This window comes from Thalassospira marina, from assembly GCF_002844375.1.
Taxonomy (GTDB): Bacteria; Pseudomonadota; Alphaproteobacteria; order Rhodospirillales; family Thalassospiraceae; genus Thalassospira; species Thalassospira marina.
In genome coordinates this window covers 1206448-1233177 of sequence record NZ_CP024199.1, presented here as the reverse complement: position 1 = coordinate 1233177, position 26730 = coordinate 1206448, and the positions used below count along the sequence as shown (strand labels likewise).

The window sequence follows — 26730 nt, the reverse complement described above, 5'->3', positions numbered from 1 at the left end:
ATGGCGTTTTAACCTGCGCGGGCAAGGGTAATAACCCCGGCGACGATGGCACCGCACATCACCATGATCAAAAGGCCCAGCCAGGCTGGTTTGAAATTGATACTGGCAAACCGTGCCGCAATGCTGGTTGGCACCTTGCGCGAACCAGTAATCATCGCGCCAATCAGGTTTTCGTTTTTCAAAAACAGATAGCCAATAGCCGCCACAACATGCAGCGCAACTGCGATATAGATCAGATTGATATTCACATGGTGAATATAGTTCATGGTGTTGGCAAAGCCTGACGGCACATATTTGACCAGCGGCCCGTCAAAAAACAGGAAGGTATCCTCGCTGGTGAAAAGCCCTGTAAAGGCCTGCACAGCAACCAGCAGCAACAGCACAATCACCATCAGCCCACCTGCAGGGTTGTGCCCTTCATAGGCCAGTTCTTCCTCGCTGCCTTTGGGCAGCTTGCGCAGATAGGAAAGGGCGGTGAACGGCCCCTTGACGAAGGATGTGAACCGGGCGTTGGAACTGCCAACGAATCCCCAGATAATCCGGAACAGAACCAGCGTCAGCACGGTATAGCCTGCCAGTTCATGAATATTGATGATGGCTTCCTGGTTGGTCCACCATGCTGTGACAATTGCAGTTACCAGTGCCCAGTGAAACAGGCGAACCGGGAAATCCCACTGCCTGATCTTTGTCTTTTGCGCGTTATCGCCGTGCATTCGTGCCTCATCGCTTTAAATTCACAGGTTTACCGGGCCTGCCTGCTGCCGGTTTTGCCTGATGCGGTCGCTGCCATCTTGCCGCAACTGTTCTTATTGCGCTGCACACAATTTGGTTACCGGCGGCTTTTGCGGTCGATTGTGATTTTCAAACGCAATTGATTTGTTGAAAATCATTCTCACAAGCAGTATCAATATCTCGGCGAAACGCTTGATCTACAAACAGGGACGGACAGTTATTCCAATGAAATTTTCAAAAATTCTTGGCACAGCAGCCATGATGGGGGTGCTTGGGGCACCGTTGGCCCATGCGGCCCCGGACGCCGAAGCCATCATGAAAAATTACGCGGACATCGCGGAAGCGGGATATAGCGACGCTGTATCGACCGCCAAAACGCTTGAGGCCGCTGTAAATGACCTGATCGACAATCCGTCAGAAGATGCCCTGAAAAAAGCGCGCGCTGCCTGGATTGCTGCCCGTCCGTCCTATCAGCAGACCGAAGTTTTCCGTTTCGGCAATCCGATTGTCGATGACTGGGAAGGCAAGGTTAACGCCTGGCCGCTTGACGAAGGCCTGATCGATTATGTCGATGGCGACCTTTATGGCAGCGAAAGCGAGGAAAACCCCGCTTACACCGCCAATGTCATCGCCAACAAGGAACTGAAAATCGGCAGCGAAACGATCGATGCATCCACCATCGATGCCGATCTTTTGCAGAAGCTGCACGAACTTGACGGCGTTGAAGCCAACGTTGCCACCGGTTACCACGCCATTGAATTTCTGCTGTGGGGGCAGGATCTTAATGGAACAGGCCCGGGTGCTGGCGAACGCCCCTGGACCGATTATGCCAAGGGTGATGACTGCACCAATGGCAATTGCGACCGCCGCGGCGATTACCTGAAAGCGGCAACCGAACTTCTGATTTCCGACCTGAGCTGGATGGCCGAACAGTGGGACGACAGCGGCGATGCCCGCAAGAACGTTATGCTGGAAAATGGCGCAACCGGCCTGACCGCCGAAATCACCGGCATGGGTTCGCTTTCCTATGGTGAACTGGGCGGCGAGCGCACCAAGCTTGGCCTGCTGCTGCATGATCCGGAAGAAAGCCATGACTGCTTCTCGGACAACACCCACAATTCGCATTTCTATGATGCGCTGGGTATCCAGAATGTCTATCTCGGCAAATATACCCGTACCGATGGCAGCGTTGTTGAAGGCCCGTCTCTTTCCGAACTGGTTGCTGCCAACAATGCCGATCTTGACAAGGAAATCAAAACCAAGCTGGCGGCTTCGGTTGCAGCCGGTCAGGCAATGGTTGACCGCGCCAATAATGGTGAGCATTTCGACCAGATGATTGCGGCTGGCAATGACGAAGGCAATGCTGCCGTTCAGAAATTTGTCGATGCCCTGGTCGACCAGACCAAATCAATCGAACAGATTGTTGCCGCTATCGGCCTTGAAAGCATCAGCTTTGAAGGGTCCGACAGCCTTGACAATCCTGATGCGGTTAACTGATCGGGCCTATCCCCGGTTAACGCAACAGATTGTATGATCTGCCGCGCGGCGAGGGATTTTTCCTTCGCCGCGTTCTCCGTTTCCGACCTTGTGTTTTCGGGCATCGCCGCCACACTGGCCCCTGCCCGCGCCTGTGGCCGGTCTGGTCTTTGGTTGCATGAAGTTTCCCGCAATGTTCCTGCCCCACCTTTCTGCCTTTCTGCCCCGGCCTTTTCGGTTTTCCCATTTTTCCGCTGCGGCTTTGGCGCTTGGCCTTGGCATTTGTGCCAGCCAGCCATCACATGCGGCATCGCCCACCCTGCCAGATGATGCCTATCCCGGCGGGGCGACCAGCTGGGTAAAAAAAACCGGCCGATCAGCCTTTACGCACTATTCGGCGAATATGGCTTTTGACAAAAGGCTGGATTTCAAACTGGGCGAAGCGCTGTTTCAGCGCATGTGGGTAGCAGCCCCAACCAAAACCCAAACCACCGATGGTCTGGGCCCGCTTTATAATTCCCGGTCCTGCATTGGCTGCCATGTGCGCAATGGCCGTGGCCACGCCCTGGACCCTAAAAACGACCCGGACCGCGCCGCCGTTGCCATGTTGCTGCGTCTGTCCATCCCACCACAGGACGATGCCGATCGCGCCCTTCTGACAAGCGGCAAGGCAAATTCCATTCCCGACCCGGTATATGGGCATCAGTTTCAGGAACTTTCCGTTCCTGGCATTCCGGCCGAAGGACGCGTACTGGTCACCTACCAAGACCAGGTGGTCACGCTGGCGGGGGATGAAAATGTCACCCTGCGCAAACCGCATTATGAACTGGCCGGGCTTGCCTATGGCCCGACACATGACGGATTGATGGTTTCCCCGCGCATCGCCCCGCAAATGATTGGCCTGGGCCTGCTCGAAGCGATCCCGGAAGACATGATCATGGCGCAGGCCGACCCGGATGATGCCGATCAGGACGGTATTTCAGGCCGTCCCAACCGTGTCTGGAGCCTGGCTGATAACAGGGTGGAACTGGGCCGGTTTGGCTGGAAGGCGGGCATGCCCAGCCTGGATCAGCAAAACAAAAACGCCATGCAGTTTGATGTTGGGCTTTCCAACACCCTTTATCCCGACGGGGCGGGTGATTGCACAGCGGCCCAAACCCTGTGCCGCGAGGCGCCAAACGGCAACAGCCCGCAATATGAAGACCTGGAAGCCCACAGCACCATCACCGACCTGATCCTGTATTATACCCGTAATCTGGCCCCGCCGATGCGTGCCAATGCCGCCGACCCCGATGTCCTGGCTGGCAAGCAGATTTTTAACGATATCGGCTGTGCCAGTTGCCACCGCCCCAGCTATCAGTTGCCGGTCAGTGATCGCGACGCCGAACAGTCCGGGCAGTTGATCTGGCCTTATAGCGACCTTCTGCTTCATGACATGGGCGAAGGCCTTGCCGATCATCGGCCCGAAGCCCAGGCAAACGGGTTTGAATGGCGCACACCGCCCCTTTGGGGCCTGGGGCGCACAAAGGAAATTGATTCTCGCGCCGGATTCCTGCATGACGGGCGGGCGAATACCATTCTTGAAGCCGTATTGTGGCATGGTGGCGAAGCGCAAAAGGCGCGCGATGCCGTCACATTGTTGCCACGATCGGACCGCAGCAAACTGATCGCATTTTTGAAATCGCTTTAGGGGGAACCATGCCGTTGTTTGAAACCGGTGCTCGCCGGGCGCTGGCCGGGTTGATTGTGACTGTTGCCGCCGGGCTTGCGGCCGCACCACCTGCCCGCGCTGACCTGCCTGATGCGCAATATCACGATGTTATCAAACATCTGCTTGCCAATGTCATGCCCCCGCAGCTTGATGCGCTTCATACGGCGACTGCATCACTGGCCGCCGACATGCCGGGATTTTGCAAAAAGCCCGACCAGGACGGCCTTGATAAAATGCGCGATGGCTTTAACACCGCCATGGATCGCTGGCAGGAAGTGCAGCCCTGGCGCATGGGCCCGCTTATGACCGACGGGCGCGACCAGTTGATTGAATACTGGCCCGACAAACACGGCACCGCGACCCGCCAATTCCGCATGCTTCTGCGCAACAAGCCGCCGCTTTATACCGACCCGGCCAAAATCGCCGATGCCAGTGCGGCCCTGCAGGGTTTCCCCGCGCTGGAAGAAGTTTTGTTCAACCCGAAACTGGCCGGTCAGATTTTGGCCGCCGACAAGGACGGCACCTATCTGTGCCAGTATGGCGTTGCCATTACATCCAATCTTGAAAAACTGACCGGACAGATCGTTGCCGACTGGCCCGCCTTTGCTGATGGCATGATCAATGCCGGGCCAGACAGCATGGATTATCCGACATCGAAATTTGCCGCGACCGACCTTTACCGTGCCCTGCATGAAGGCATGCTGATCATCATCAGCCAGAAACTGGCCCGGCCCCTGGGTGAAGGACCGGAAGATGCCAAAGCCGAACGCGCCGAAAGCTGGCGTTCAGAACGGTCGCTTCGCAATATTTCCCATAACCTGAAATCGCTGTTTGCCATTTATGACGGCGAACTGAATGGTGCGGGCGAAAGCGGCAAAGGCATGGTTGCCCTTTTGGGTGCTGATAGCCTGCTGGATCGGTCCTTTCGCCTGAACTGGCAGAAAATTCGCGATGCCAGCGATGCCCTGCCCGATTCAATGGTCGCGGTTCTGGCCGAACCCGGCGGGTTTGACAAAATTCAGGATTTGGAAAACCAGGTCGCCTATGGAGTGATGCTGGTGGAAAATGATGTTGGTGGTCACACCGAACTTGGAGGTGGTTTCAATGCCCTCGATGGAGACTGATTTCAATTCAAAGCGCCGCGATGTTTTGCGCCTGATCGGACTGGGCGGTGCCATTACCTTCCTGCCTGCCGGTTTTGCCCGTGCCGCAACCAATGTGACCGCCCCTGAAGACCGCGCCGTTTATATCAGCGCCAGTGCTGGCAATAATGACGACTTTTATGTCAGTGCCTTTAACGCACAGGGCAAAATCCTGTATGAACAACCGCTGCCGGGCCGTGGCCACGATGTGGGCCTGCGCCCCAACCATGTGGATGTTGCCGCCGTTGAACGCCGGCCGGGCCTGTATGCCCTGATCATGAACCGCCATACCGGCGAAGTGCGCGCAACCCTGAAAAGCCCGGAAGACCGGCGTTTTTACGGCCATTCGGTTTATTCGAATGACGGGCGTTACCTTTACATCACCGAAAACGATTTTGATAACGCACGCGGTGTCATATCGGTTTGGGATGCGCAGAACGGCTATAAACGCATTGCCGAATTTGACAGCTATGGCATGGGTCCGCATGAATTGCACCTGCTGCCCGATGGCGAAAGCATGGCAATTGCCAATGGCGGCCTTAAAACCCACCCCGATTTTGACGGCAGAACACCGTTAAACATCGAAACGATGGAACCGAACCTGACGGTCATTAACCGGCATACCGGCGAAAAACTGTATCAGACCCGCCTGAAGGATGACTGGCACAAGCTTTCCATCCGCCATATTGACGTTGCCAGCGATGGCACCATCGCAACGGGCTTTCAATATCATGGCGGCCTGAATGACGAAGTCCCCCTGGTGGGCCTTTGGAAACCGGGCGGGCCGCAGCTTCTGGCCCTTGAGGCCCCGGACAATGTGCAATATCGCATGCGCCAATATTGCGGCAGTGTGCGGTTTGATGCATCAGGCTCGGTCTTTGCCATTTCCTGCCCGCGCGGCGGTGTTGTGACCTTTTGGGATGCCCATAACGGCAAATTCCTGACCAACATTGCCGCCCCGGATGGCTGCGGTATTGCCGCAACTGACCGCAAGGGTGAATTTGTTGGCACCAGCGGCCTTGGGTCAGGCTGGCGCATGGACGCCCTGAACCGTAAACGCGAAGAGCTTCCCGACGATTCGCTTAAATCGCTAAAATGGGACAACCATTTGCAGCGCGTTTCGGCCTGAATTGGCCAAAAACATATCCATCAGCAAAGGCCGCGGGAAAACTCGCGGCCTTTGTTTTTTTGCCATTAACACAACAATATCAGATAATTAAGAAGAAATGGCCTTGCATCCAAGGTCACGCCAGCGCACCAGAAAACATCGGGCGCAAATTTTTCTGCAATTGATAACGATTTTCACTTGCGCTTAAGCAAAGGCTTCCGTATAAACACTCCAGACACAGCCCGCGAATGAAACCCATTCGCATTTGTCCCCAAAAAGGCTTGTCCTGTCCTGCGGGTCCTCTCTCCCCGCAGGCCTCTCAAGGTGGAACAGTGGCGGTAACCGATGCGGGAAACGGTTGCCGCCGCTTCCGTTTTCACCCCATCCCAATGCCACCAGATTTTACCTTAAATCCTGCGGGTCAAAAAGCCGCTGACGATTGCCAGCGGCATTAGGACATACGGCATTTGATCTCACATTTAGGGGGTTCAGCTTTCTTTTCGTCCCCACAACAGGCGAAGCGAATTAAGTGTCACCAGCACGGTTGCCCCGGTATCAGCCAGCACTGCAACCCACAGGCCGGTAATGCCAAATATGCTGGTTACCAAAAATATCGCCTTCAGGCCAATCGCCAGACCGATATTCTCGCGAATCACACGCCGCGCCTGGCGGGAAAGTTTCACCAATATGGCAACGTCGGTCAGGCGGGATTTGACAATGACGGCGTCGGCGGCTTCAAGTGCAATATCGGTTCCACCGCCAATGGCAATGCCAACATCCGCCGCTTTCAGGGCCGGGGCATCATTGATGCCATCGCCAACCATGGCAACACTGGCAGGTTTGCCAGTGCCATCCCCTTCATTGCGAATTTCGGCAAGGGCGTTCAGCTTATCTTCGGGCAGTAATTCCGCCCGATAGGACATTCCCAAATCCGCCGCCAAGCGCTTTGCAACCCGGTTTGCATCACCTGTCAGCATCACAGGGTCCACACCCAGATTTTTCAGCATTTCAAGGCCTTTGCGGGCTTCTTCACGCGGGATATCGCGCAATGCCAGTGCACCGATAACCACGCCTTCGCGCACAACGGCAATGGCTGTACTGCCTTCATCCTCCTGCCGGTTCATCCAGGTGGTCACGGCATCATCGCAGGTGATATTCAGGCGTTTGGGCGCCCCCACCTGATAATGGATGCCGTCAATGCGCCCTTCAACACCGGCACCGGCGATGGTGCGGCCATCGGCAAGCTCCGGCAGGCTAAGATTGCGGCTTTTGGCAGCATCAACCACCGCACGTGCGAGCGGGTGCGAGGTCACATTTTCCAGCGCTGCGGCAATGGCCAGCACCTCGTCCTCTGTCTGCTTGCCAAAGGTTATCATATCAACCAGCGCCGGTTTACCTTCGGTCAGGGTGCCGGTTTTATCAAAGGCGATTTTGCGCACGGCACCAATCGCCTCCAACGCAGCACCACCTTTCACCAAAAGGCCGATACGCGCGGCACGGGCCAGGGCCGAAGTAACGGCAGCCGGCGTTGAAATAACCAGTGCACAGGGGCAGCCAATTAACAGCAGTGCCAACCCGCGATAGATCCATTCCTGCCAGTCCTGCCCAAAGAATAACGGCGGGATGATTACGGTCAGCAATGCCATCGCCATAATGATCGGCGTGTAAATACGGGCAAAGCGGGCAACAAAACGCTCCACCTGGGCTTTGTGCTTTTCGCTTTCCTCAACCAGTTGAATAACACGGTCCAGCATGGTCTGGCCTGCCGCGCGGGTTACTTTCACTTCAACCGGGCGGTCAGTGACAATCGCACCGGCGAACACTTCGCTACCTTCTTCACAAGCAACCGGCACCGATTCACCGGTTAAGTGGCTGTTATCAATATCGGCCTGTCCCTTGGCGATAACGCCATCAGCAGGAATACGTTCGCCCGGGCGCACTTCAACCACATCATCAATCGCCAGGCGGGATGGATGCACCTCGCGCGGGCCATTTGCCGATACCAGCCGGGCCTTTTCCGGTGCCAGTTTCAACAGGGATTTTACGCCGCTGCGCGCCTGCCCGGCGGCCACACCTTCCAGGCTTTCGCCAATGGCAAACAGCAACACCACCATGCCAGCTTCCAGCGGGTCGCCAATTGCCACCGCACCAATAACGGCAACAGTCATCAAAAGCTCGATCGAGAAAATCGCCCCATTCATCACCAGTTGCCCGGCACGGCGCATGACCGGCAACGCCGCCAAAATCGCCCCGACAGACAATGCATAAGGTTCTGCCACCGGCACCAGCGCACCAATGCCCCAGCCCAGCAACAAACAAATCGCCGCCCAGGCAATTTCGTCCCCGGCCTTGGGCCAGGGGGCAAAGCGGCGCATGATCGGCAGGCCACCACCATGAGAATGCGGTAAACCTTGCGCATGATTATGGGCATGCCCCTGATCGTGCGGATGTTCTTGATCAGCCAAAGGCTTATTGTCATGGCCGTGATCATCGCCATGATCATGACCCTGCATCGCGTGCGCATCATTATGGTCATGGCCGCCGCAGCATGTTTTCCCCGTTACGGCGTCGCCCACGCCATCCCGTTCCCGAGCCGGGTAACCCAGCTTGCCCAGGGTTTTGGAAATATCCTCGCGGGTTTGTGCGGTATCGTCCTGCAGGCCCAGCGTAACGGTTTCGCGCATCATGGACACATCAACGCAATCAATTTCCTTGCGCCGCTGCAGGGCGGTTTCAATTTTCGCAACGCATGACCCGCAATCCATGCCACTAACCGACCAGTGATGGTGGTGAATGGCGGCATTACGATCGCTCAGCGCCTGCTCAATCCGCTCACGCTCTGCATCGTCTGTTTCCCCGCCAACATACAGTTCGCGCGCACTGGCCTCGATCTCGTGACCGGCCAGGTCTTTGCGCAGCCCCGCCACAACAGTTTCCCGGCACCGGGCGCAGCCCTCAAGCTCTGCATAGTCTCGCCAATTGATGGTCAAGGACATTTCCGCCTCGCAAACATTCAAATTATCATTCATGTATAATATACAAATAACAATTCATATGTTTGAGTCAAGAGATATTCAAACGCTCATTTGAATATACTGAAATCGCACCTGAAAATCGCGTCCGCTGCCCACCTCGACGATGCCCCACCAACTTCAAAAACCGGCTTTCAAGGACTCGCCCATTGCCATGGCACAGCCACGCCTTACCGCATGCCCCCAAATTCCTTACAAAAACACAAAACCCGTGCGGGCCAGGCCAACACGGGTTGCAAACAGATTGTCAGATCAGCGGGATTTTAGCGCCAGATAGACACCGACACATCGGGGCCTAATCGTGGGTGACGTGGGCAAACACATCCTGCACGACACCGGAAATATGGGCATCATCGATGGTGTAATAAATGTGCCGCCCCCGGCGTTCGGATGCCAGAATGCGCTGGTCGCGCAAATGCCGCAAATGGTGGCTGGTCAGGGATTGTGACATGCCCGCTGCCTCGGCCAGTTCGCTAACGGTTTGCGGCCGTTCCATGCAACGTAGCACCAGTTGCAGGCGCCCGGCATCGCCCAACAGAGCAAAAAGGCGTGCTGCCGCCTCGATATCGGGCAATGACAGGTCATGTCCGATAACGCTGGATGCATCGCGCAATACGGCTTCGCCCTGCGACGGGCTTAATCCCATACGGGCAGCAACATCGGGGTTTGCTGCTGCGTCATCCTGTTCGGATGACGGGTTTTCAGGGCTATGCATATTTTGGGCGGAAGATCTGGTCACGGAATCGGATGCATGTTTGCTGTTTGCCATGGGCCTTATTTTCCACGGATATCGCGCCAAGACAAGGCATGTTGTCAAATTGCCCAATTCATGGTCGCAAGATCGTGATCAGCAATGATACCCGCCCTGCTTATAAATGCCGTATCAATAACCATCCATAACCGCCCGACAGGAGGCGTTTTTGCCCGGCAACCTTGCCCGTAACCTTGTTTTTGCCCTGCGTCTGGTGGTCCTGACCGGCTTGGTTATGCCCCTGCTTGGAGCCTGTAGCGGCATTGACTGGCAAGCCAGCATTCGCCAAAGCCTGTCCAACGCCTGCGAGGCATCGCGCCATTGCGGCAGTAATGGTATCCCCGAGGCGGACTAAAAAACCAGCCGCCATCAAAAGAAAAACCGGCAACAAATGCTGCCGGTTTAACAATATCATGGTTCCTAATCCGCCTTTGGCAGATCGAGCGGACGGATATATTCGCTAAGATAATAAAGCAAACCCAGCGCGGGAAAGACCGCACCCACCGCCGTTGACAGCATCCATCCCCCATGGGCAAAGGCCCAGCCGCCAAGGGCAGACCCCACTGCACCGGCGGCAAAAAATGTTGCCATGTAAACACCGTTGATGCGGTTGCGATACGCCGCCCCCAGCGAGAAGATCGCCCGCTGCCCCAGCACCATATTACATGTCAGTCCGAAATCGAGCATCACGGCCCCGGCCACCAGCACCAACAGCGAAAAGCCACTGCCCATGTCGCCCAGATGGGTCAACATCAGGGCAAAGGGCACCGATGCCATGGCAATTGCCGTTGCCGGACGCATCCAGCCCCGGTCAGCCATGCGTCCGCCAATCGGGGCTGCCACCGCGCCCGCCGCCCCGGCCAGTGCAAACAGGGCAATGCCCGCCTGCGACATGTTAAAATCCGGCCCTGCCAGCAGCAACGGCACCGTCGTCCAGAACAGGCTGAAGGCCGCAAACAGCGATGCCTGATACAGGGCACGGCGGCGCAAAATGCGGCTTGTGATCATCAGGCGCGCCATGCTGCCCAATAATTCAAAATAATGCGGGCGCACATGCGGGCGGCTGACGGGCAGCACCAAACGCACCGCAATCATCAACACCACCATCATCGCGGTCGAGGCAAAAAACACCACGCGCCAGTTTGTCAGTTCCGTCAGGAAACTTGAAACCGGCCGTGACAGCATGATGCCAAACATCAAACCGCTCATGACATTGCCAACAATGCGCCCGCGCGTGGCATCACTGGCAAGGTGGGCAGCAAATGGCACCAGAATTTGCACCGCAACCGACCCGATCCCAATAAACAGTGACGCGGCCAGAAATGTGCCGGGCGTGGTTGCCAGCCCCGATGCCAGCAGGGCCAGCCCGCCCAGCGCGATTACGGTTATGATCAGGCGGCGGTTTTCAAACAGGTCGCCCAGCGGCACAATCAACAACAGGCCAATGCCATAACCGACCTGGGTCATCGTCACGATCAGGCCAGCGGCACGGGGCGACAGGCCAAGTTCCGCGCTGATCGGGCCAACCAGCGGCTGTGAATAATAAAGATTGGCGGCAATCAGCCCACAGGCGACTGCCAGAAACATGATCAACCAGCCTGAAACCGGCTTTGCTTCCATCTTCGATGTCGCAGGTGTTGAAGCTCCCTGCGCATCGCCATCACGATCAGCATCACCATTTGCTGTGCGGCTGGACATCATAAAGCTCCGGTAAACATGGCTTATCCAATCGCTGGCCCGAAACCCGGCATCACATGCGGGCAATGGCACCATGCAACTGGCATTCTGATAAAAAGGAAAATGTCGCAAACCCCAGCGAACCAGGGGGAAATAGTCTGTTCACCCCCTGCATCAAGCATGTTGCGAAACTTTTTTCAAATAATTTGCATTTTTACGGGAACCAGTTGCAAACACGCGCGTTTGCCTATCAGAACACGAGCTCAAAAATATAAAAATGGAGCCGCAACCATGATGGAACAAACCGCACTGGATCGCATGAAACTCCAGCAGGATCATGCGAAATGGGAAGACAGCCTTAAGGGTTATTGCCGTGAAAACCGGATGGAGATCGGCAATCTGCCCAGCGAAGTTATCAAGGCATGGGATGACATGACCGCATCCTATGGCGACACCCAAAACAGCGACGATGATGTTGCACATGGCGCAGCCCAAAAACATCGCAGCGCTTCCGAGCAACTGCAGAAGGCCTGGGACAAAATGACAAAAAGTTAACAAGTTCCGGATGTCCAAAAACTGATTTCCTCCCTGCGTCCCCCTACGCAGCCTTCGGCACCCTTCCCCCGGGGTGCCTTTCTTTTTTTCGGGCCAGGCTGGTTATATCCGGCAATCAATATCGCCGTGCGCACCTGCACTGCCCTGCAATCGCCTTACCTGCGCATCGTCATGCCATCTTTAAAGGCTAGCTTTCGCGCAGTGCCACGATGGCAAAGCATTTGCCAAGGAGTGTAAAATGACCCGACATATTCCCGACCATGCCAAAATCCAGCGCGAATTTCAGGATTGGGAATTTGGCCTGACCGGTTATTGCACCGATAATGCTACCGGGATCGAGGCCCTGCCCAGCGAGGTTGTCCAGGCGTGGGACGACATGAACGCCGCCTGGAACGATATCAAGGACCATCAGGGCAATATCAGTGATGAAAAGCGCGCCCGCTTTCGCAAGGCCAATGAACGCCTGCAAAAAGCCTGGGACGCGATGACATACCAGTCCCACAATTAAGCAGGCCCTGACACACGCACTGGCGCCCCAGCCCTGCTCCCCCGCACAAAGGCCGCCCATCAGGACAAACCCCATTTGAAACCACCGCCCGTCTCCCATCACGCGGCATGTAAACGGCGTTACCCCGGTGTAACGCCGTTTGCTTTTTTGTGCCTCGCCTAAAAACATATGGCTTCTTCAGGCGTTATATCATCGGAAGGATGTTTCTTTCCGTATCTCTGTCAGGTGCGCCAAAACGGGTAAACTGCCCATAGCGCGCCGGCATGTTGCCAGAAAGGAAATATCGTGACGTTTGAATTATGGATCCTTGTGATCTGCACCATCCTTGGCCTGTTTTTTCCGTTTTTCTATAACTGGCATTATGGCCAGCAGATTGGCGGAAAAGCATTAATGAGCAACCGCGAAAACCTGCCGGAACGGCGCGGGGCTGCGTTGCGCGGGTTACGCGCCCATCAAAACCATCTCGAAAATCTGCTGCCTTTTGCCATTGTTATTCTGGTGGCGCGCATTGCCGGGATTTCCAATTTCGTAACCGAATTTGGCGCGGTGCTGTTTTTAATCGCCCGTCTGGTCCATGCCATTACCTATTGCGCGGGCATTTCGGTGGCGGGTATTCGCTCGATCGCCTATTTCGCCGGGCTGTTCGCCATTCTGTGCGTCGCATCGCAGTTGCTGCATTTCGCAGCGTAAAGGCGGGGTCTTGGCACGGCCAAACGATGACAACAGGATCGCATAGCGCGGCCGGGGCACAGCCGGGCCATCGCTCAACCATGCCCGGCACCCACACGGCCGCGCGAAGCCATCCACCGCCCCTGCCCGCATCAAGAGCATCACAGTCCCACGCCAACACGCCACCACGCCACCTCGCCACCACGCCGTCGCAATAACGTGCGCTAACGTGATCGGCGAATTCCGGCCGGGGATGCATTATATGGCGATGCAGCCTATATTGCGCTCAACAGCAACCATCATCATGGCCTCGCACTTCGCCTGCCGGTTTAAGGCCCGGCCCCCAACGGCGAAGCACGACAGGAGATAACATGACGCGCTATTCCAAAAACCCCGATGCCATCGCCAGCCTCAGCCCAGAGGAATTTTACGTTACCCAGCAAAACGGCACCGAACGCCCGGGAACCGGCAAATATCTTGATCACCATGAACCGGGCATTTATGTCGATATCGTTTCGGGCGAACCGCTTTTTGCATCCAGCGACAAATTCGACAGCCATTGTGGCTGGCCCAGCTTCACCAAGCCGATTGACCCGGTCCATGTCAGCGAATTGCGCGATGCATCACACGGCATGATCCGCACCGAAGTCCGCTCCACCCACGGCGACAGCCATCTGGGCCACGTCTTCCCCGATGGCCCGCGCGACCGTGGCGGTTTGCGCTATTGCATCAATTCCGCCTCCCTCCGCTTCATCCATCGCGACGATATGGAAGCCGAAGGCTATGGCGATTATCTGGGGCAGGTTGAATAGGCACGTTTGAATGGCCCCGGTCGGGCAGTCGCCCAGCCCACGCATCACACCTAGCCCCATGATGAATTAAACCACCTACAAAGCCCCGGTCCGTGCCGGGGCTTTTATATTTCACATCCCAATTGGTCTGGTCATCTGTTTGAAAATGGCCCTTGGGCAAAGACCACTTTCCCCCTATGACAGGCGAAATATCAGCCATATTTCATCAGGGACCAGCACATGACCGAGAACACAGCCAACAGCCCGTCAGCACCCACCATCCGCCCCCTCCGCCCGGAGGATGAAAGCCAGTGGCGCGCGCTTTGGAATGGCTATCTGGAATTTTACCAATCCTCTCTCGCCCCGGAAATTTATGATACCACCTTTGCCCGCCTGTGCGACCCGGCCCGCACACACCAGCGCGCCCTTGTTGCTGAACGGGATGGCAAACTGCTTGGTCTGGTTCACATCATCTTTCATAGCCATAACTGGCGGATCGAGGATGTCTGCTACCTGCAAGACCTCTATGTTGCCCCGGACGCCCGCGGGCTGGGGCTGGGCCGCGCGCTGATCGAGGCGACCTATAAACTGGCAGATGATGCTGGCTGCCCGACGGTTTACTGGATGACCCAGGAATTCAACGAAACCGCCCGCCTGCTTTATGACCGCATCGCAACCTTAACCCCCTTCATCAAATATCAGCGCTGATACAGGGCAGTCCCGCCCCAGCCCCTGACGAACCAGTAAATCCGTAAAAACAGCAAAAGGCGGCCCCAACAGCCGCCTTTTGCACATCCTCCGCCCTACAACCGCCAAACGCCCAGGCATACAAACACGCTCACCGCACGGCGCAGCACGGCTAATGCCCGACAAATCAAAGCCAGCCCTTGCCAACAGCTCCCGCAAAATCCTTCTCGTGCCACACCGCAAATCACTGCTGTCATAAAGCTGTCAGGAGCACTCTGCGAAAAGACGGATGATTAATCACATCCCCCGGCCAGATCCCCAATATCCCCAACGGCCCAGCACGAGAAACAAACATGAAATTCGCCTCAACCCGCCTGATCGCCCAGGACATCAAAGCCATGGTCGCCTTTTATGAAATGGTGATGGGCCAGACGGCCGACTGGCTCGCCCCGCAATTCGCCGAAATCGTCACCCCGGCGGCCACCCTTGCCATTGGCAGCGTCGAAACCGTCGCCATTTTCCAGCCCGGCAGTTGCGAACCCGCCGCCAACCGCACCGCCATCATCGAACTGATGGTGGATGATGTGGATGCCCTGTTTGATCAACTCAAAGACAGTGTCACCATCGTTCACGAACCGAAAATGATGCCCTGGGGCAACCGCGCCGCCATGATCCGCGACCCGGAAGGCACGATTGTCGCGCTGTTTAAACCTGTGTCGGATGCGGCGATTGAGCGATTTGGGAAACGGTGAGCCAAGTTACGATCAGCAACGCCTGAACTTTTCCGCCCTCACAAACAGCGCGTCATCAATATGCGCTGTTTGTGACGCAGTTCCGATCAATCCCTAATGAACGACCAATGGCGCGACGCATGAACCAGCGCCAATATCCACACAGCATCACCACTGATTTCATAAACCAGATGATAGCTGTCTTACCATGCGTTCCCGGACCCAATTTGATCAGGAGGTTACGCAACCTGGACGCAAACGGGACGTCGAAATACCGTTCGCAGGCAATCTGATGAACCTGGATTTGATGAATATTATTATCGGTATGTGAAAGCTAATGGCTGGACCTCTGGTGATGAGACAGAGCTTCGACGGCACGCACTGCTGATGGTCGATGACAGACTGACGGACCACATGAAGCAAGTCTTGGTGCTCAAGCACGAGGAGCTCAATCAATCGGAAATTGCCGGTCTGCTTGGAATGACCCGGCAAGCGGTTTCCAAGATACTCAAGACAATTCCAGAGCGGTCCAGAGAACTCCCAGATTTAGATCTTCTGCCAGGGAATTACTTGGCTTCGATCCACCGATCAGAAGGCCAAAAGGAATAAACATTCTTCGCAACATGTCGAGTTACCTCTCTCGCCCCGAAAACCAAAGCGACTACGTCCCCTCTTCTCAGCCTGCTTAGGTTTATGAACGCAAAGAGCCGAAAGCGGACATTAACACTTTGCTAAGGGGCCGGAGCAGCAAAACTTAGCAGGTCCCACGGAGGGGCAAAGGCCGACAATAGAATTTAGCAAATAGAATGTGCCGAGTGTATATATTGTTTAATGGTAAGTTGTTGTGGGTTTCGCTTTTCCCTTGGTTCATAAGGCATAAAACTCTCCATTAGCGCTGCCTAAAGCCCGAATTTGAAGCTGGCCTGGAGCGCAGCGGAAAACCAGTCCGACAACATGCGCTTGTTAGGGGCAATCATACCCCGTTCCTAGCTGATTTAATATCGAGAAGATTTATTTGATTAATCTTATCTTTATGAATAACGATAGTAAGCCTTGCTGGATATTTGAATCGCATTTCGCTAATACGGAAAGTCCACAGCATGATCTTCAAGAGGTCCTCATCACTTATAGATTTGTGGCCTTTTATTCGAGTAATTCCTGAGCCGAATATTGGTGTGGACACATCTTTCTGAGCATATACATTATTTACCTTATCCCAAAAGTTAATTAAGAACTCTAAGTACTCAGGCATAGTGAGCAAGGCTTTGTTATTCTCGTCGAACTTAGAGAATGCTGTTAGTAGATATTCGCCATATATACAAATGGTTCCTATTTGGTAACGATCAACCTTGCCCAGCACTCTATCAGATTTTCTTTCAATTAACTCATCGTCTTCAAACTCATATTTTCGAATGTGGTCATCCAGAGCAGAAACTGAGACATTGAGATAATTGTTAATAAAAATTCCGTTAAGAGATTTTTCTGCAATTATTTTATTGTCCACCTGCGTATCAAAATACTCGTTAAATGCAATCGCCTTAAGTCCTTTTTGCTGAAAAATGTCACCAACCTTAATAGTTACGTCACTTCCTTCAACTTTGATATCAATCTTGCTTAATGCATTGGCCCAAATCCAAATTAAGATATAAATTACCACCAAAAACCCAAGAAAAATCCATCCATATAGAGATTTATAGTCCTTCGGAATATTAACAAAAAGGACAACAAGAGATAAGGTCAAACTTATATATGAAGTAACCTTGAGAAAGTTGTCAAAAACCCTTTTGTCAATAAAACTTACTTTTTTCATTTATTTATTATTTGCCCGTCAGATAACTAAGTTATATAAAAAAATATTTGTGGATCAACTTTCGTGGCTACCATCAAGTCTATGTCATTCAGGGCACGCTTAATGAGAATTTTTTTTAACGGCACGTGGAGTGTTGGGACTTCACCCATTGAATCTCTGAATATCGGAAGCTTATCCCATAGTTTTTTAACTCTTTCTTTAATGTCCCCGTTTGTCAGAAGACTCTCTTTTGAGTCAAATTCGGGATATATCACAATGACTGGCAGACCTTGGTCATTAATCCCATAATCCATTTCCTCCCTCAGTGCCTTTGAGCTTTTAGTATTGGAGCTAAGGAAAAGAACGATGTTCTTTGAACTTCGAAGTCGTTGTCTTAACCTTGGTTTTAACGTTAACCCCCAATTACTGTTATCACGGACGTTATATGTTTTGTCATGCGAGTCATTGAAAGGGAAAGAAGAGTCCTTACCTTTCCAGGCTCGTAGCATGTTGTAATAGCAAAAGTCTTTTGCAGCATGCGCCCCTAGTGCATCTTCGTCGAAAGGCTCTGCAACATAAAAGGCTGCGTAATTTCCATTTCTATATGCCATTTGGTCTCCAAAATTTATATTTCCGATGGCTAGGCTTGGCCCCTAACATTATAATACTGCGCATGCGTGTTTTTGCTCCCAGCCAAAGACTGGGAAAAATGATCTAGGCAATTGAAGAGAAAAGATAAATCTAGATATCACAGCTATTCTCCTCCGGTGAAAACGAGCATGCGCGTTTCTACAGCTTTGCTGTGCTCATTTTCTCACAACAGCCTTTCCATAATGTTTTGATATTGACCCAATTTTACACTAACCGCCAATGGAAAATGAGCATGAAGATGTGACAAAACGCGCATAGGTAAGGAGTGATGGTAGATAGACTATACGAAATCACATAAATATGATCTGCGTTATCCACAACGACCGCATTAGCTCGGCATCTACAGTCAGGCTTCTGTAGCAGCTAACGTCCGCTAAGTGCGTAAAGTGGTCGTCTTCGCGCATGACTACTATTTGTAGGCCCCGTTAGCGACCTGCTCGTTTGACTGGCAAGTTATAGCTTCTAACCCACCATAACGGCTAACGCTTAACTCCTGCCCCAATCCACTCATCAATCATATCCGCCCAGTCCTGCATCATTTCGGAGCGCTGTTCGCGGTATTCGGCTTTGTTGTAGACGTCGCAGACGCCGCGTTGTTCGTGGGCAAGGCTTTTTTCGATCCAATCGGAGTTATAGCCTGCCTCGTGCAGCACGGTGCAGGCAGTGCGGCGCAGGTCGTGGAGGCCGAACTTGGCCAATGTTTTGCCATCCTTCTGCGCGGCCTTTTAGGCCAGCGTCAGGACCTGATTGAGCGTTGCGGCACTCATTGGAGCATCTATGTCATAGCGTGACTGCAGGACATAGCCAGAGCCTCCGGCGGAGGCCCTCAAGGCAAAGAATGCCATTTTTGGTGCCATGAAAAAAATGCTACTTTCCGCTGCAAGACGATACCAGACCTTGCAACCCTAAAACACAAAAAAGCCCGCATTTCTGCGGGCTTAGTCGTGTTCCGATTCTCAAAATTCCGGGCAGTGCCGAAAGCGGGTTATTCCCACTCAATCGTTCCCGGTGGTTTTGAGGTGTAGTCGTAGGTGACGCGGTTGATACCATTGACCTCGTTAATGATCCGGTTGGCGATACGGCCAAGGATTTCCGGCGGGAAGGCGAAATAGTCTGCCGTCATGCCGTCGGTGGAGGTGACAGCGCGCAGCGCACAGGCATAGTCATAGGTGCGGCCATCGCCCATCACACCGACGGTACGGACCGGCAGCAGCACGGCGAAGGCCTGCCAGATGGCGTCATAAAGCCCGGCATTGCGGATTTCTTCGAGATAGATCGCATCGGCCTTGCGCAGGATATCTAGCTTTTCGCGCGTGATCGGCTGGCCAGGGATGCGGATGGCGAGGCCCGGTCCGGGGAACGGGTGGCGGCCGACAAAGCTGTCGGGCAGGCCCAGTTCGCGGCCAAGATCGCGGACTTCGTCCTTGAACAGTTCGCGCAGCGGTTCGACCAGTTGCATATTCATGCGTTCGGGCAGCCCCCCCACATTGTGGTGCGATTTAATGGTGACAGACGGGCCGCCGGTAAAGGAAACGCTTTCAATCACGTCGGGATACAGCGTGCCCTGTGCCAGGAAGTCTGCGCCACCGATTTTCTTGGCTTCTTCCTCGAATACTTCGATGAAAAGACGGCCAATGGTTTTGCGTTTTACTTCCGGGTCGGTTTCGCCTTCGATCGCGCCAATAAAGGTCGCCGAGGCATCCACATGGACCAGCGGAATATTGTAGTGGTCGCGGAACAGGTTCACCACCTGGTCGGCCTCGCCCGAGCGCATGAAGCCATGGTCAACAAACACGCAGGTCAGCTGGTCGCCAATCGCTTCATGGATCAGAACCGCCGTCACAGAGCTGTCAACGCCGCCGGAAAGGCCACAAATGACCTTGCCATCGCCCACCTGTTTGCGGATTTTGGCAATGGCATCGTCCTTATAGGCATCCATCGTCCAGTCGCCGGTGCAACCGGCCACGTCATGGGTGAAGTTGCGCAAAAGCTGCGCGCCATGCGGGGTATGCACCACTTCGGGGTGGAACTGCACGGCATAGAATTTCTTTTCGTCATTGGCAATCGCGGCACAGGGTGCGCCATCGGACTTGCCAACAACCCGGAAACCTTCGGGCAGGGAATCAACACGGTCGCCGTGGCTCATCCAGACCTGTTCGCGCGCGCCAACGGCCCAAACACCGGTAAACAGGGCGCAATCTTCGACCACATCCACAAAGGCGCGGCCAAATTCGCGATGTTCCGAGGCTTCGACCTTGCCACCAAGCTGGTTGACCATGGTCTGCTGGCCATAACAGATGCCCAGAACCGGAATGCCCATGTCAAATACACGCACCGGAGCTGCCGGCGATTTTTCCCAATGCACGGAAGCCGGGCCGCCCGACAGAATGATCGCCTTGGGGGCAAATTCATCCAGGAACGCATCCGAAATGTTATTAAAAGGGTGAATTTCGCAGTAAACGCCGCTTTCGCGCACACGTCGCGCAATAAGCTGTGTTACCTGCGATCCGAAATCAATAATCAGCACGCGATCTGTCATCGGGCCGTTTCTCCATCGCTCAAGGGGATGCGCCGTACATACGCGAAACCAGCCGTTTCGGCAACCCGGCGCAGTGGCTGCCCAACGGTCAAAATGCTGCGCTTTGAACATTGCGTGATCAAACCGCCCAGCCCGACCAGGGCCGGGAAAACAGCTTGATCACGCAATGCCCGCAGGGGCGCAGCAGCCCCATCAAGGTCGCAAACCGGCCAATTTGGCCGTATTTGACCGCCAAATTCGCACATTTGGTCCCTTTTTTGTGCGCAATGGGCGCGTAGCTTAACATTTGACGGAGCGCAGAACCAACCGCGCCCGGCGAGCAAACGAAAAAGGGACCAAGAGCTATGACAGACAATAAAGGCAGTAAAATCGCACTTGCCGTTGCGGGCCTTCTGTTGATTGCCGGCGCAGCAACTGCCATTGCCATGACCCAGGACAATGCCGACAGCATGACGCCGCTGACCAACAGTTCGGCCGAACAAAGCCCGACCGGCACCACGGATGAAAACCCGTCGGCCGAAATTGGCGAAGCCCCGGCACCCGGCGCGCCTGATGCCAATGGCACAATGTCGAACGATAACACCACCACGCCGATGGGCAGCGAGAACGAGCGCACCGATGATGGCAGCGCCCCGGTTCAGCTGACCCCGCCTGCCGGTGGCAACACCGAAGACGACAGCACATTGATGAAACAGGAATAACAATAAAAACAACAGGCAGGTGAAAACACCGCCAGAGCAAACTGCGGGGTAAAAACCACCCCGGCGGGACATCAAAGAGCCCGAAAAACTGCGCCCTGCCCCCAACCGGGACAGGGCGTTTTCATTTTTGCGATCTGGCAAAGGCCGTGCGCAGGCAAAAAGGCAGGCGGCATCAGGCCTGGTTGCATAAACCACAAGCCCGCCTGCCGCCACCATCAGCCCTTGTTCCCTTTGGCGGTACGTTCAAATACCGCAACAAAGAAGCCGTCCGTGCCATGCATGTTGGGCGACAGGCGCAGCCAGGGTTTATCCTTGCCACCGGGAACCGGAACCGAAGCAGGTGCATCGGGCCAGATTTCCCTGATCGGCACAGCCTTGAAATCCTTGCGATCACGCATGAAGGTTTCAATCAAACGTTCGTTTTCTTCCGGCAGAATCGAACAGGTCGCATAAATCAGGCGGCCACCCTTGGTCACACGGGCCGCACCGGCCTTAAGGATTTTGCTTTGCTGTAGCGTAAGCGCACGGATATCGCGCTGCCCGATACGCCAGCGAAGGGCCGGGTTCCGGCGCAACGTGCCAAGGCCCGAACAGGGCACATCAAGCAACACACGGTCAAAAAAGCCCGATTTGTTGCGAAGCCAGCTATCGCGCTCATCGGCAATGCTGCGAAGCTGGATACAATCACCAGCCCCGGCACGCTTGGCACGCTTGCGCGCGTTATCCAGGCGGGCACCATGCGTATCACAGGCGAGAATTCGGCCACGACCACGCATATCAGCCGCCAGACCCAGCGTTTTGCCACCACCGCCTGCACACATATCCAAAATCTTCATGCCCGGCTGGGCATCAACCAGCTTCACGCAAATCTGCGAGGCTTCGTCCTGAATTTCGATCAGGCCATCCTTATAGGCTGCTGTTACCAGCATATTGAGGCCCAGCGGCAGACGCAGGCCATTGGGCGCATAGGTTGCGCGTTCAATGCCTTTGATACCGTCTTTTTCAAGCGAACGAATGGCGCTGTCCACACTGCCACGCAGCGTATTGACGCGCAGATCAAGCTTGGCAGGCTGGTTATAGGCCGCCATCTCGGCAGGCAGATGTTCGTGATGCAGCTTTAAAAGTTCGGCATAAAGCCATTTCGGCAATTCGGTTTTAACCGCACCGGACTGGGCATCGTGGTCCAGTTCCTGGCCGGTCAGCTTGTTGATCAGGTGCCTTTCTGCCGGATGCAGGGGGTCCGGGCAGAACTGGTCACCATTGAACATGTCATTGATGTCATCAAGCGAGCGGCCATCTTTAAGGACGAGTGCCGCAATCATGCGTGCGCGGCCATCCTGGTTTTCATAACCGGCCTCTGCCAGCCACCAGCCCAAACGGGCCTGATAGCGGATCAGGTCATAGAACCGTTCGCCAATTTCCCGCCGGTCACCACCGCCGATATAACGACGGGTGCCGAAATAGCCCGAAATAACGCGGTCAGCATCATCGCGGGTATGTGTCCAGCCGTCATAAATCTCAATAACGGCAGCTAAGCGTGCACCGGGTTTCAAAACGCAATTCCAGACCTGGTTAAATTGGCAGTCCGCTTGTCCCGACCGGGTCAGATGCCGCCAATGTCGATAAAAAGACGATGACGGCAGAATATATCTCCGCCGTCATCCACAATTTGCGCTGCTGATATCACGCTGGCCGGTTAACGCCAACCGTTTCACACGCAGGGCAGGCCAGCACTTCTATCAGAACTCGCGATATAACGCCTTGGCGTTACTTATGCACCGGGACGATAGTTCGGTGCTTCGCGGGTGATGGTCACATCATGGGCGTGGCTTTCGCGCAGGCCGGCATTGGTGATGCGAACAAAGGTCGCGCGTTCCTTGAAATCATTCAGGGTTGCCGAACCGGTATAACCCATCGCCGCCTTCAAACCACCAACAAGCTGGTGAATGATCTGGCTTGCCGGGCCTTTGTAAGGAACACGGCCTTCGATGCCTTCGGGAACCAGCTTCAGGTTGTCCTTGACGTCTTCCTGGAAGTAACGGTCCGCCGAACCACGTGCCATTGCACCGACCGAGCCCATCCCGCGATAGGATTTATAGGAACGGCCCTGATAAAGAATGACTTCACCTGGGGCTTCGTCCGTACCGGCCAGAAGCGAGCCAACCATGCAGGTGCTGGCACCGGCCGCCATTGCCTTGGCAATATCGCCCGAGAATTTGATGCCGCCATCGGCAATGATCGGAACATTGTATTTGTCGCCTTCGGCCGCACATTCCAGAATTGCGGTCAATTGCGGCACACCGACACCGGCAACAATACGGGTGGTGCAGATCGAACCCGGGCCGATACCAACCTTGACGGCATCCGCACCAGCTTCGATCAGGGCGCGAACGGCCTCGGGGGTGGCAACGTTACCCGCAACAATCTGGGTTTTGCCAGCACGTGCCTTGATCTGTTCAACAGCCGAAATAACACCGGCGCTGTGGCCGTGTGCCGTATCAATCACCAGCACGTCTACTTCGGCTTCGATCAATGCCATCGAACGGCGGAAACCTTCTTCGCCAACGCCGGTTGCAGCAGCAACGCGCAGGCGGCCACTGGCATCCTTGCAGGCATTGGGGTGCAGTTTCGCTTTTTCGATATCCTTCACCGTGATCAGGCCGGTGCAACGATAGGCATCGTCAACCACCAGCAGCTTTTCAATGCGGTGCTGGTGCAAAAGCTTCTTGGCTTCGTCGGTATTGACGTTTTCCGTAACCGTGACAAGATTTTCATAGGTCATCAGTTCGGAAACCGGCTGGGCGCGGTTGGACGCAAAACGAACGTCACGGTTGGTCAGGATACCGACCAGCTTGTGGCTGTCGCGTTCAACAACGGGAATACCGGAAATATGGTTGGCATCCATCAGGCCTAGGGCATCGGCCAGGGTCTGGTCCGGGTGGATGGTGATCGGGTTGACGACCATACCGGATTCAAACTTTTTCACCCGGCGCACTTCTTCGGCCTGCTGGGCAATATCAAGGTTCTTGTGGATAACGCCCATACCGCCGTTCTGCGCCATGACAATAGCCATCGGGCTTTCGGTTACGGTATCCATTGCCGAAGACAGCAGCGGTACACGCAATTCAATTTCACGGGTAAGACGGGTGTTGGTCTGGACCTGTGCCGGCAGGACCGAACTGGCCGCGGGCTTAATCAGGACGTCGTCGAAAGTCAGGGCTTCTTCGATACGGGTCATCTACACCACCTCGTTAATCTGAGTTGGCGCGGAACTTATACATGTTATGGCGCCCGTGCCAAGGATAAGCCACACAATGCAGCCCTGAAATTTTATTGCTGCATTGTTTCGCCGTTTCCGTTAGATACTGGTCGATGGGGCTGCTGTCTGGCGAAGCCCCTTTTTTATGCGCGTTTTCCAGCATCTTCCTGATCGGGAAATGGGGCGTCATCACCCAAAGCACAAGCCCGCAGCACAGCCTGGCAAAAGAATACCGGGCAAAGAAACCTCCCTGCCCGGCATCAAAATTCCCATATCAATCAAAATCCACCGCAAGTTCTGAAGACGCCTGCGGCACGCAATTGCCTAGGCCGCATTCATGATTTTGCCGATAAACTGGCGCACATCGCCATCAAGCACGCACGACTGGCGCTGTAAATCCTCGGCGGCGTCATTGATCTGCAAGACCTCGCCCCCGGCATGCTGGGTGCCACTGGCAACATCAGCAACGATATCGGCAATACGGCGCATCTGGCCAACCGCCCCTTCCACGCGCTGGCCGATATCGGCAATCATCTGATATTGCTGGTTTAAGGTATCTGAAACATGGCGGGCATTTTCATCAATTTCAGCAATGCTGGCATTAATGCCATGTACGGATTGCACCACTGCCCGGGTAACATTTTGCATATCGGCAATTTCGCGCGCCACGTCCTCGGCGGCACGGGCGGTTTGCCGGGCCAGGTTTTTAACCTCGGTCGCGACAACGGAAAATCCCTTGCCGGCTTCACCGGCGCGCGCAGCTTCGATGGTTGCATTCAGGGCCAGAAGGTTGGTTTGCTCGGCAATGTCCGTGATCAGTTCAATCACATTGGCAATGCGTCCTGCCATGGTATCAAGGTCGCTGACATGGTGGCTGGCTTCGTTTGCATTGCCAACCGCATGCCCCGCCAGGCTGACAGCCCCGGTCATCTGGGTGCCAATATCACGGATGGAGGTTATGAAATCCTCGGTTGCTTCGGCAATGCCATCCAGGGAAGCGGCACTTTGCGTGGCAACGGCATCCACTTCGCGGGCCTGGGCAGCAATATCATCCACCCGGCGCGACAGCGCACCCGAATTTTGCGAAAGCTGCCCTGCCGCCACCGACACCGACGTAACAACACACTGGATGTTATCGCCAATGGCCCCGGCGCTATAGGTAAAGGTCCGGGTTTTATCATCCATCGCGTTTAGTGCCTGATTGACCTTTGCGGCATATTCAATCAGGTCACCCTGCAAACCCTTGGGCAGGATTTTACGATAATAAGCACCTGCGGCGGCATGGGTCATGGCACCTGCGGCTTCCTTGGTGAAGGCTTCGGTCAAATCCAGCAGGTTGTTGATTGCCGTCATTAACGGGCGCAAATGCCCGGTTGATGCCCGGTGATTGATGCGCACATCCATTTTACCACTGGCCGCAGCATTGATGGTTTCAAGCGCACGGCGCAAAAGCCTTTCATGGCGCGAAACCATAAAATAGCCCGCCGCAAATGTTACCGCACCAAAGCCCGCAGCGCCGACCTCAAGCCAGGTCACAGCCCCCTGCCCGCCAGCGACCAGCACGGTTGCCAGCAGGGCAAGCTGCACGATAGCCCCCAGTGCAAGGGCAATGCAGATTTTACAAAGCGAAAACGAACTGGTCATAATCCACCCCCTGGGATTTCAAAAGGTCCATCAGGGTGGCGGTGCCCCGCGCCATGCCATCACGACGGTTTTGCAATGCATCTTCTTCGGTGCGCAATTGCCGGTAAAGGCCTGCAGCAGCCGTTATCGCCTCGCGCCTTGGTTTGCGACGGTTGGAATGATATCCACGAATGGTGCCATCGGGATTGAAGGTGGGTGTCACATTGGCCAGCACCCAGTAATGGTCCCCATTGGCTGCGCGGTTAATGACATAGGCAAAAATCTCGCGACCCTTGGCGATGGTGTCCCACATCAGTGCAAAAACGCATCGGGGCATGTCGGGGTGGCGAATAATGCTGTGCGGCTGCCCTAAAAGGCCTGCTTCGCTGTAGCCCGAAATGCGCAAAAACACATCATTGGCATATGTGATCCGACCTTTCGGGTCGGTCTTGCTGACGATGATTTCATCCTCGTCAAAATGGCGCTCGACACCGGTCAGGCGCAAATTTTCCTGCTTCATCAGAAACCCCCAAATTTCTGACATGCAGGGCTCTTTCGGCCCGGATCCATGTCAGCCATGCGGACATTTCCCTGCGCA

The 26730-nt window shown here is 54.9% G+C and carries 24 protein-coding genes; 12 read left to right on the top strand and 12 right to left on the bottom strand.

All coding sequences use genetic code 11. From position 1 onward, the window contains the following. Positions 1-8 precede the first annotated feature (8 nt). Positions 9-713: a cytochrome b/b6 domain-containing protein gene (locus CSC3H3_RS05500; RefSeq protein WP_101284232.1), complete on the bottom strand. Its 705-nt coding sequence runs from the start codon at positions 711-713 to the stop codon at positions 9-11. Positions 714-957: 244 nt separating this feature from the next. Between CSC3H3_RS05500 and CSC3H3_RS05495 the strand changes: the two genes are divergently transcribed. The 4 genes from CSC3H3_RS05495 (at position 958) to CSC3H3_RS05480 (ending at position 6190) form a co-directional block, all read left to right on the top strand. Continuing rightward, on the top strand, positions 958-2229 hold the full coding sequence (locus tag CSC3H3_RS05495; protein WP_101284230.1) for an imelysin family protein: 1272 nt from the start codon (positions 958-960) through the stop codon (positions 2227-2229). 157 nt (positions 2230-2386) lie between these two features. Continuing rightward, positions 2387-3898 (top strand): di-heme oxidoreductase family protein, encoded by a 1512-nt coding sequence (locus CSC3H3_RS05490; RefSeq protein ID WP_245881292.1) that lies wholly within the window; start codon positions 2387-2389, stop codon positions 3896-3898. A gap of 8 nt (positions 3899-3906) precedes the next feature. Beyond that, positions 3907-5043 carry an imelysin family protein gene (locus tag CSC3H3_RS05485; RefSeq protein ID WP_101284228.1) on the top strand — a complete coding sequence of 379 codons (1137 nt, stop codon included), beginning with the start codon at positions 3907-3909 and terminating at the stop codon, positions 5041-5043. Beyond that, on the top strand, positions 5024-6190 hold the full coding sequence (locus CSC3H3_RS05480; RefSeq protein ID WP_245881291.1) for a DUF1513 domain-containing protein: 1167 nt from the start codon (positions 5024-5026) through the stop codon (positions 6188-6190). The genes CSC3H3_RS05485 and CSC3H3_RS05480 overlap by 20 nt, the downstream gene beginning before the upstream one ends. 467 nt (positions 6191-6657) lie before the next feature. Here CSC3H3_RS05480 and CSC3H3_RS05475 read toward each other — a convergent pair whose 3' ends face one another. Then, complete coding sequence (locus tag CSC3H3_RS05475) at positions 6658-9165, bottom strand: heavy metal translocating P-type ATPase (RefSeq protein ID WP_425444974.1); 2508 nt, start codon at positions 9163-9165, stop codon at positions 6658-6660. 331 nt (positions 9166-9496) lie between these two features. Beyond that, positions 9497-9970 carry an ArsR/SmtB family transcription factor gene (locus CSC3H3_RS05470; protein ID WP_245881289.1) on the bottom strand — a complete coding sequence of 158 codons (474 nt, stop codon included), beginning with the start codon at positions 9968-9970 and terminating at the stop codon, positions 9497-9499. Between the two features lie 151 nt (positions 9971-10121). On the opposite strand from CSC3H3_RS05470, the gene CSC3H3_RS05465 reads away from it, so the two are divergent. Then, positions 10122-10307 carry a hypothetical protein gene (locus CSC3H3_RS05465; protein ID WP_101284224.1) on the top strand — a complete coding sequence of 62 codons (186 nt, stop codon included), beginning with the start codon at positions 10122-10124 and terminating at the stop codon, positions 10305-10307. A 65-nt stretch (positions 10308-10372) separates the two neighbouring features. Here CSC3H3_RS05465 and CSC3H3_RS05460 read toward each other — a convergent pair whose 3' ends face one another. After that, a complete protein-coding gene (locus CSC3H3_RS05460; RefSeq protein WP_245881288.1) occupies positions 10373-11653 on the bottom strand; it encodes an MFS transporter in 1281 nt (426 codons plus the stop codon). A gap of 267 nt (positions 11654-11920) precedes the next feature. On the opposite strand from CSC3H3_RS05460, the gene CSC3H3_RS05455 reads away from it, so the two are divergent. The 6 genes from CSC3H3_RS05455 (at position 11921) to CSC3H3_RS05430 (ending at position 15591) form a co-directional block, all read left to right on the top strand. After that, positions 11921-12184: a hypothetical protein gene (locus tag CSC3H3_RS05455; RefSeq protein WP_101284222.1), complete on the top strand. Its 264-nt coding sequence runs from the start codon at positions 11921-11923 to the stop codon at positions 12182-12184. A gap of 238 nt (positions 12185-12422) precedes the next feature. Beyond that, on the top strand, positions 12423-12692 hold the full coding sequence (locus CSC3H3_RS05450; protein WP_101264136.1) for a hypothetical protein: 270 nt from the start codon (positions 12423-12425) through the stop codon (positions 12690-12692). A 285-nt stretch (positions 12693-12977) separates the two neighbouring features. Beyond that, entirely contained in the window at positions 12978-13382 is a 405-nt protein-coding gene (locus tag CSC3H3_RS05445; RefSeq protein ID WP_101264135.1) for an MAPEG family protein, read from the top strand. A 350-nt stretch (positions 13383-13732) separates the two neighbouring features. Next, a complete protein-coding gene (gene msrB / locus CSC3H3_RS05440) occupies positions 13733-14173 on the top strand; it encodes a peptide-methionine (R)-S-oxide reductase MsrB (RefSeq protein ID WP_101284220.1) in 441 nt (146 codons plus the stop codon). A 219-nt stretch (positions 14174-14392) separates the two neighbouring features. Next, positions 14393-14860, top strand: a complete 468-nt coding sequence (locus CSC3H3_RS05435) for a GNAT family N-acetyltransferase (protein WP_101284218.1) — start codon at positions 14393-14395, stop codon at positions 14858-14860. Between the two features lie 332 nt (positions 14861-15192). After that, positions 15193-15591 (top strand): VOC family protein, encoded by a 399-nt coding sequence (locus tag CSC3H3_RS05430; RefSeq protein WP_101284216.1) that lies wholly within the window; start codon positions 15193-15195, stop codon positions 15589-15591. 952 nt (positions 15592-16543) lie between these two features. On the opposite strand, the gene CSC3H3_RS05420 is transcribed toward CSC3H3_RS05430, so the two are convergent. The 4 genes from CSC3H3_RS05420 to guaA all read right to left on the bottom strand — a co-directional run bounded on the left by CSC3H3_RS05420 (position 16544) and on the right by guaA (position 20549). Then, on the bottom strand, positions 16544-17380 hold the full coding sequence (locus CSC3H3_RS05420) for a macro domain-containing protein (protein ID WP_101284212.1): 837 nt from the start codon (positions 17378-17380) through the stop codon (positions 16544-16546). A gap of 26 nt (positions 17381-17406) precedes the next feature. Continuing rightward, positions 17407-17970, bottom strand: a complete 564-nt coding sequence (locus CSC3H3_RS05415) for a TIR domain-containing protein (protein WP_101284210.1) — start codon at positions 17968-17970, stop codon at positions 17407-17409. Between the two features lie 519 nt (positions 17971-18489). Continuing rightward, positions 18490-18708: a hypothetical protein gene (locus CSC3H3_RS25150; protein ID WP_425444973.1), complete on the bottom strand. Its 219-nt coding sequence runs from the start codon at positions 18706-18708 to the stop codon at positions 18490-18492. Positions 18709-18995: 287 nt separating this feature from the next. Continuing rightward, positions 18996-20549, bottom strand: coding sequence for a glutamine-hydrolyzing GMP synthase (gene guaA / locus CSC3H3_RS05405; RefSeq protein WP_101284208.1), 1554 nt, complete (start codon positions 20547-20549; stop codon positions 18996-18998). Positions 20550-20893: 344 nt separating this feature from the next. Here guaA and CSC3H3_RS05395 point away from each other — a divergent pair, with 344 nt between their 5' ends. Next, complete coding sequence (locus CSC3H3_RS05395) at positions 20894-21250, top strand: hypothetical protein (RefSeq protein WP_101264128.1); 357 nt, start codon at positions 20894-20896, stop codon at positions 21248-21250. 215 nt (positions 21251-21465) lie between these two features. Here CSC3H3_RS05395 and CSC3H3_RS05390 read toward each other — a convergent pair whose 3' ends face one another. The 4 genes from CSC3H3_RS05390 to CSC3H3_RS05375 form a co-directional block, all read right to left on the bottom strand. Next, positions 21466-22803: an RsmB/NOP family class I SAM-dependent RNA methyltransferase gene (locus CSC3H3_RS05390; RefSeq protein ID WP_101284206.1), complete on the bottom strand. Its 1338-nt coding sequence runs from the start codon at positions 22801-22803 to the stop codon at positions 21466-21468. A 218-nt stretch (positions 22804-23021) separates the two neighbouring features. Beyond that, on the bottom strand, positions 23022-24488 hold the full coding sequence (gene guaB, locus CSC3H3_RS05385; RefSeq protein ID WP_101264126.1) for an IMP dehydrogenase: 1467 nt from the start codon (positions 24486-24488) through the stop codon (positions 23022-23024). A gap of 345 nt (positions 24489-24833) precedes the next feature. Further along, on the bottom strand, positions 24834-26153 hold the full coding sequence (locus CSC3H3_RS25085) for a methyl-accepting chemotaxis protein (protein ID WP_101284204.1): 1320 nt from the start codon (positions 26151-26153) through the stop codon (positions 24834-24836). Then, complete coding sequence (locus tag CSC3H3_RS05375; RefSeq protein ID WP_101286106.1) at positions 26128-26652, bottom strand: PAS domain-containing protein; 525 nt, start codon at positions 26650-26652, stop codon at positions 26128-26130. The genes CSC3H3_RS25085 and CSC3H3_RS05375 overlap by 26 nt, the downstream gene beginning before the upstream one ends. Positions 26653-26730 lie beyond the last annotated feature (78 nt).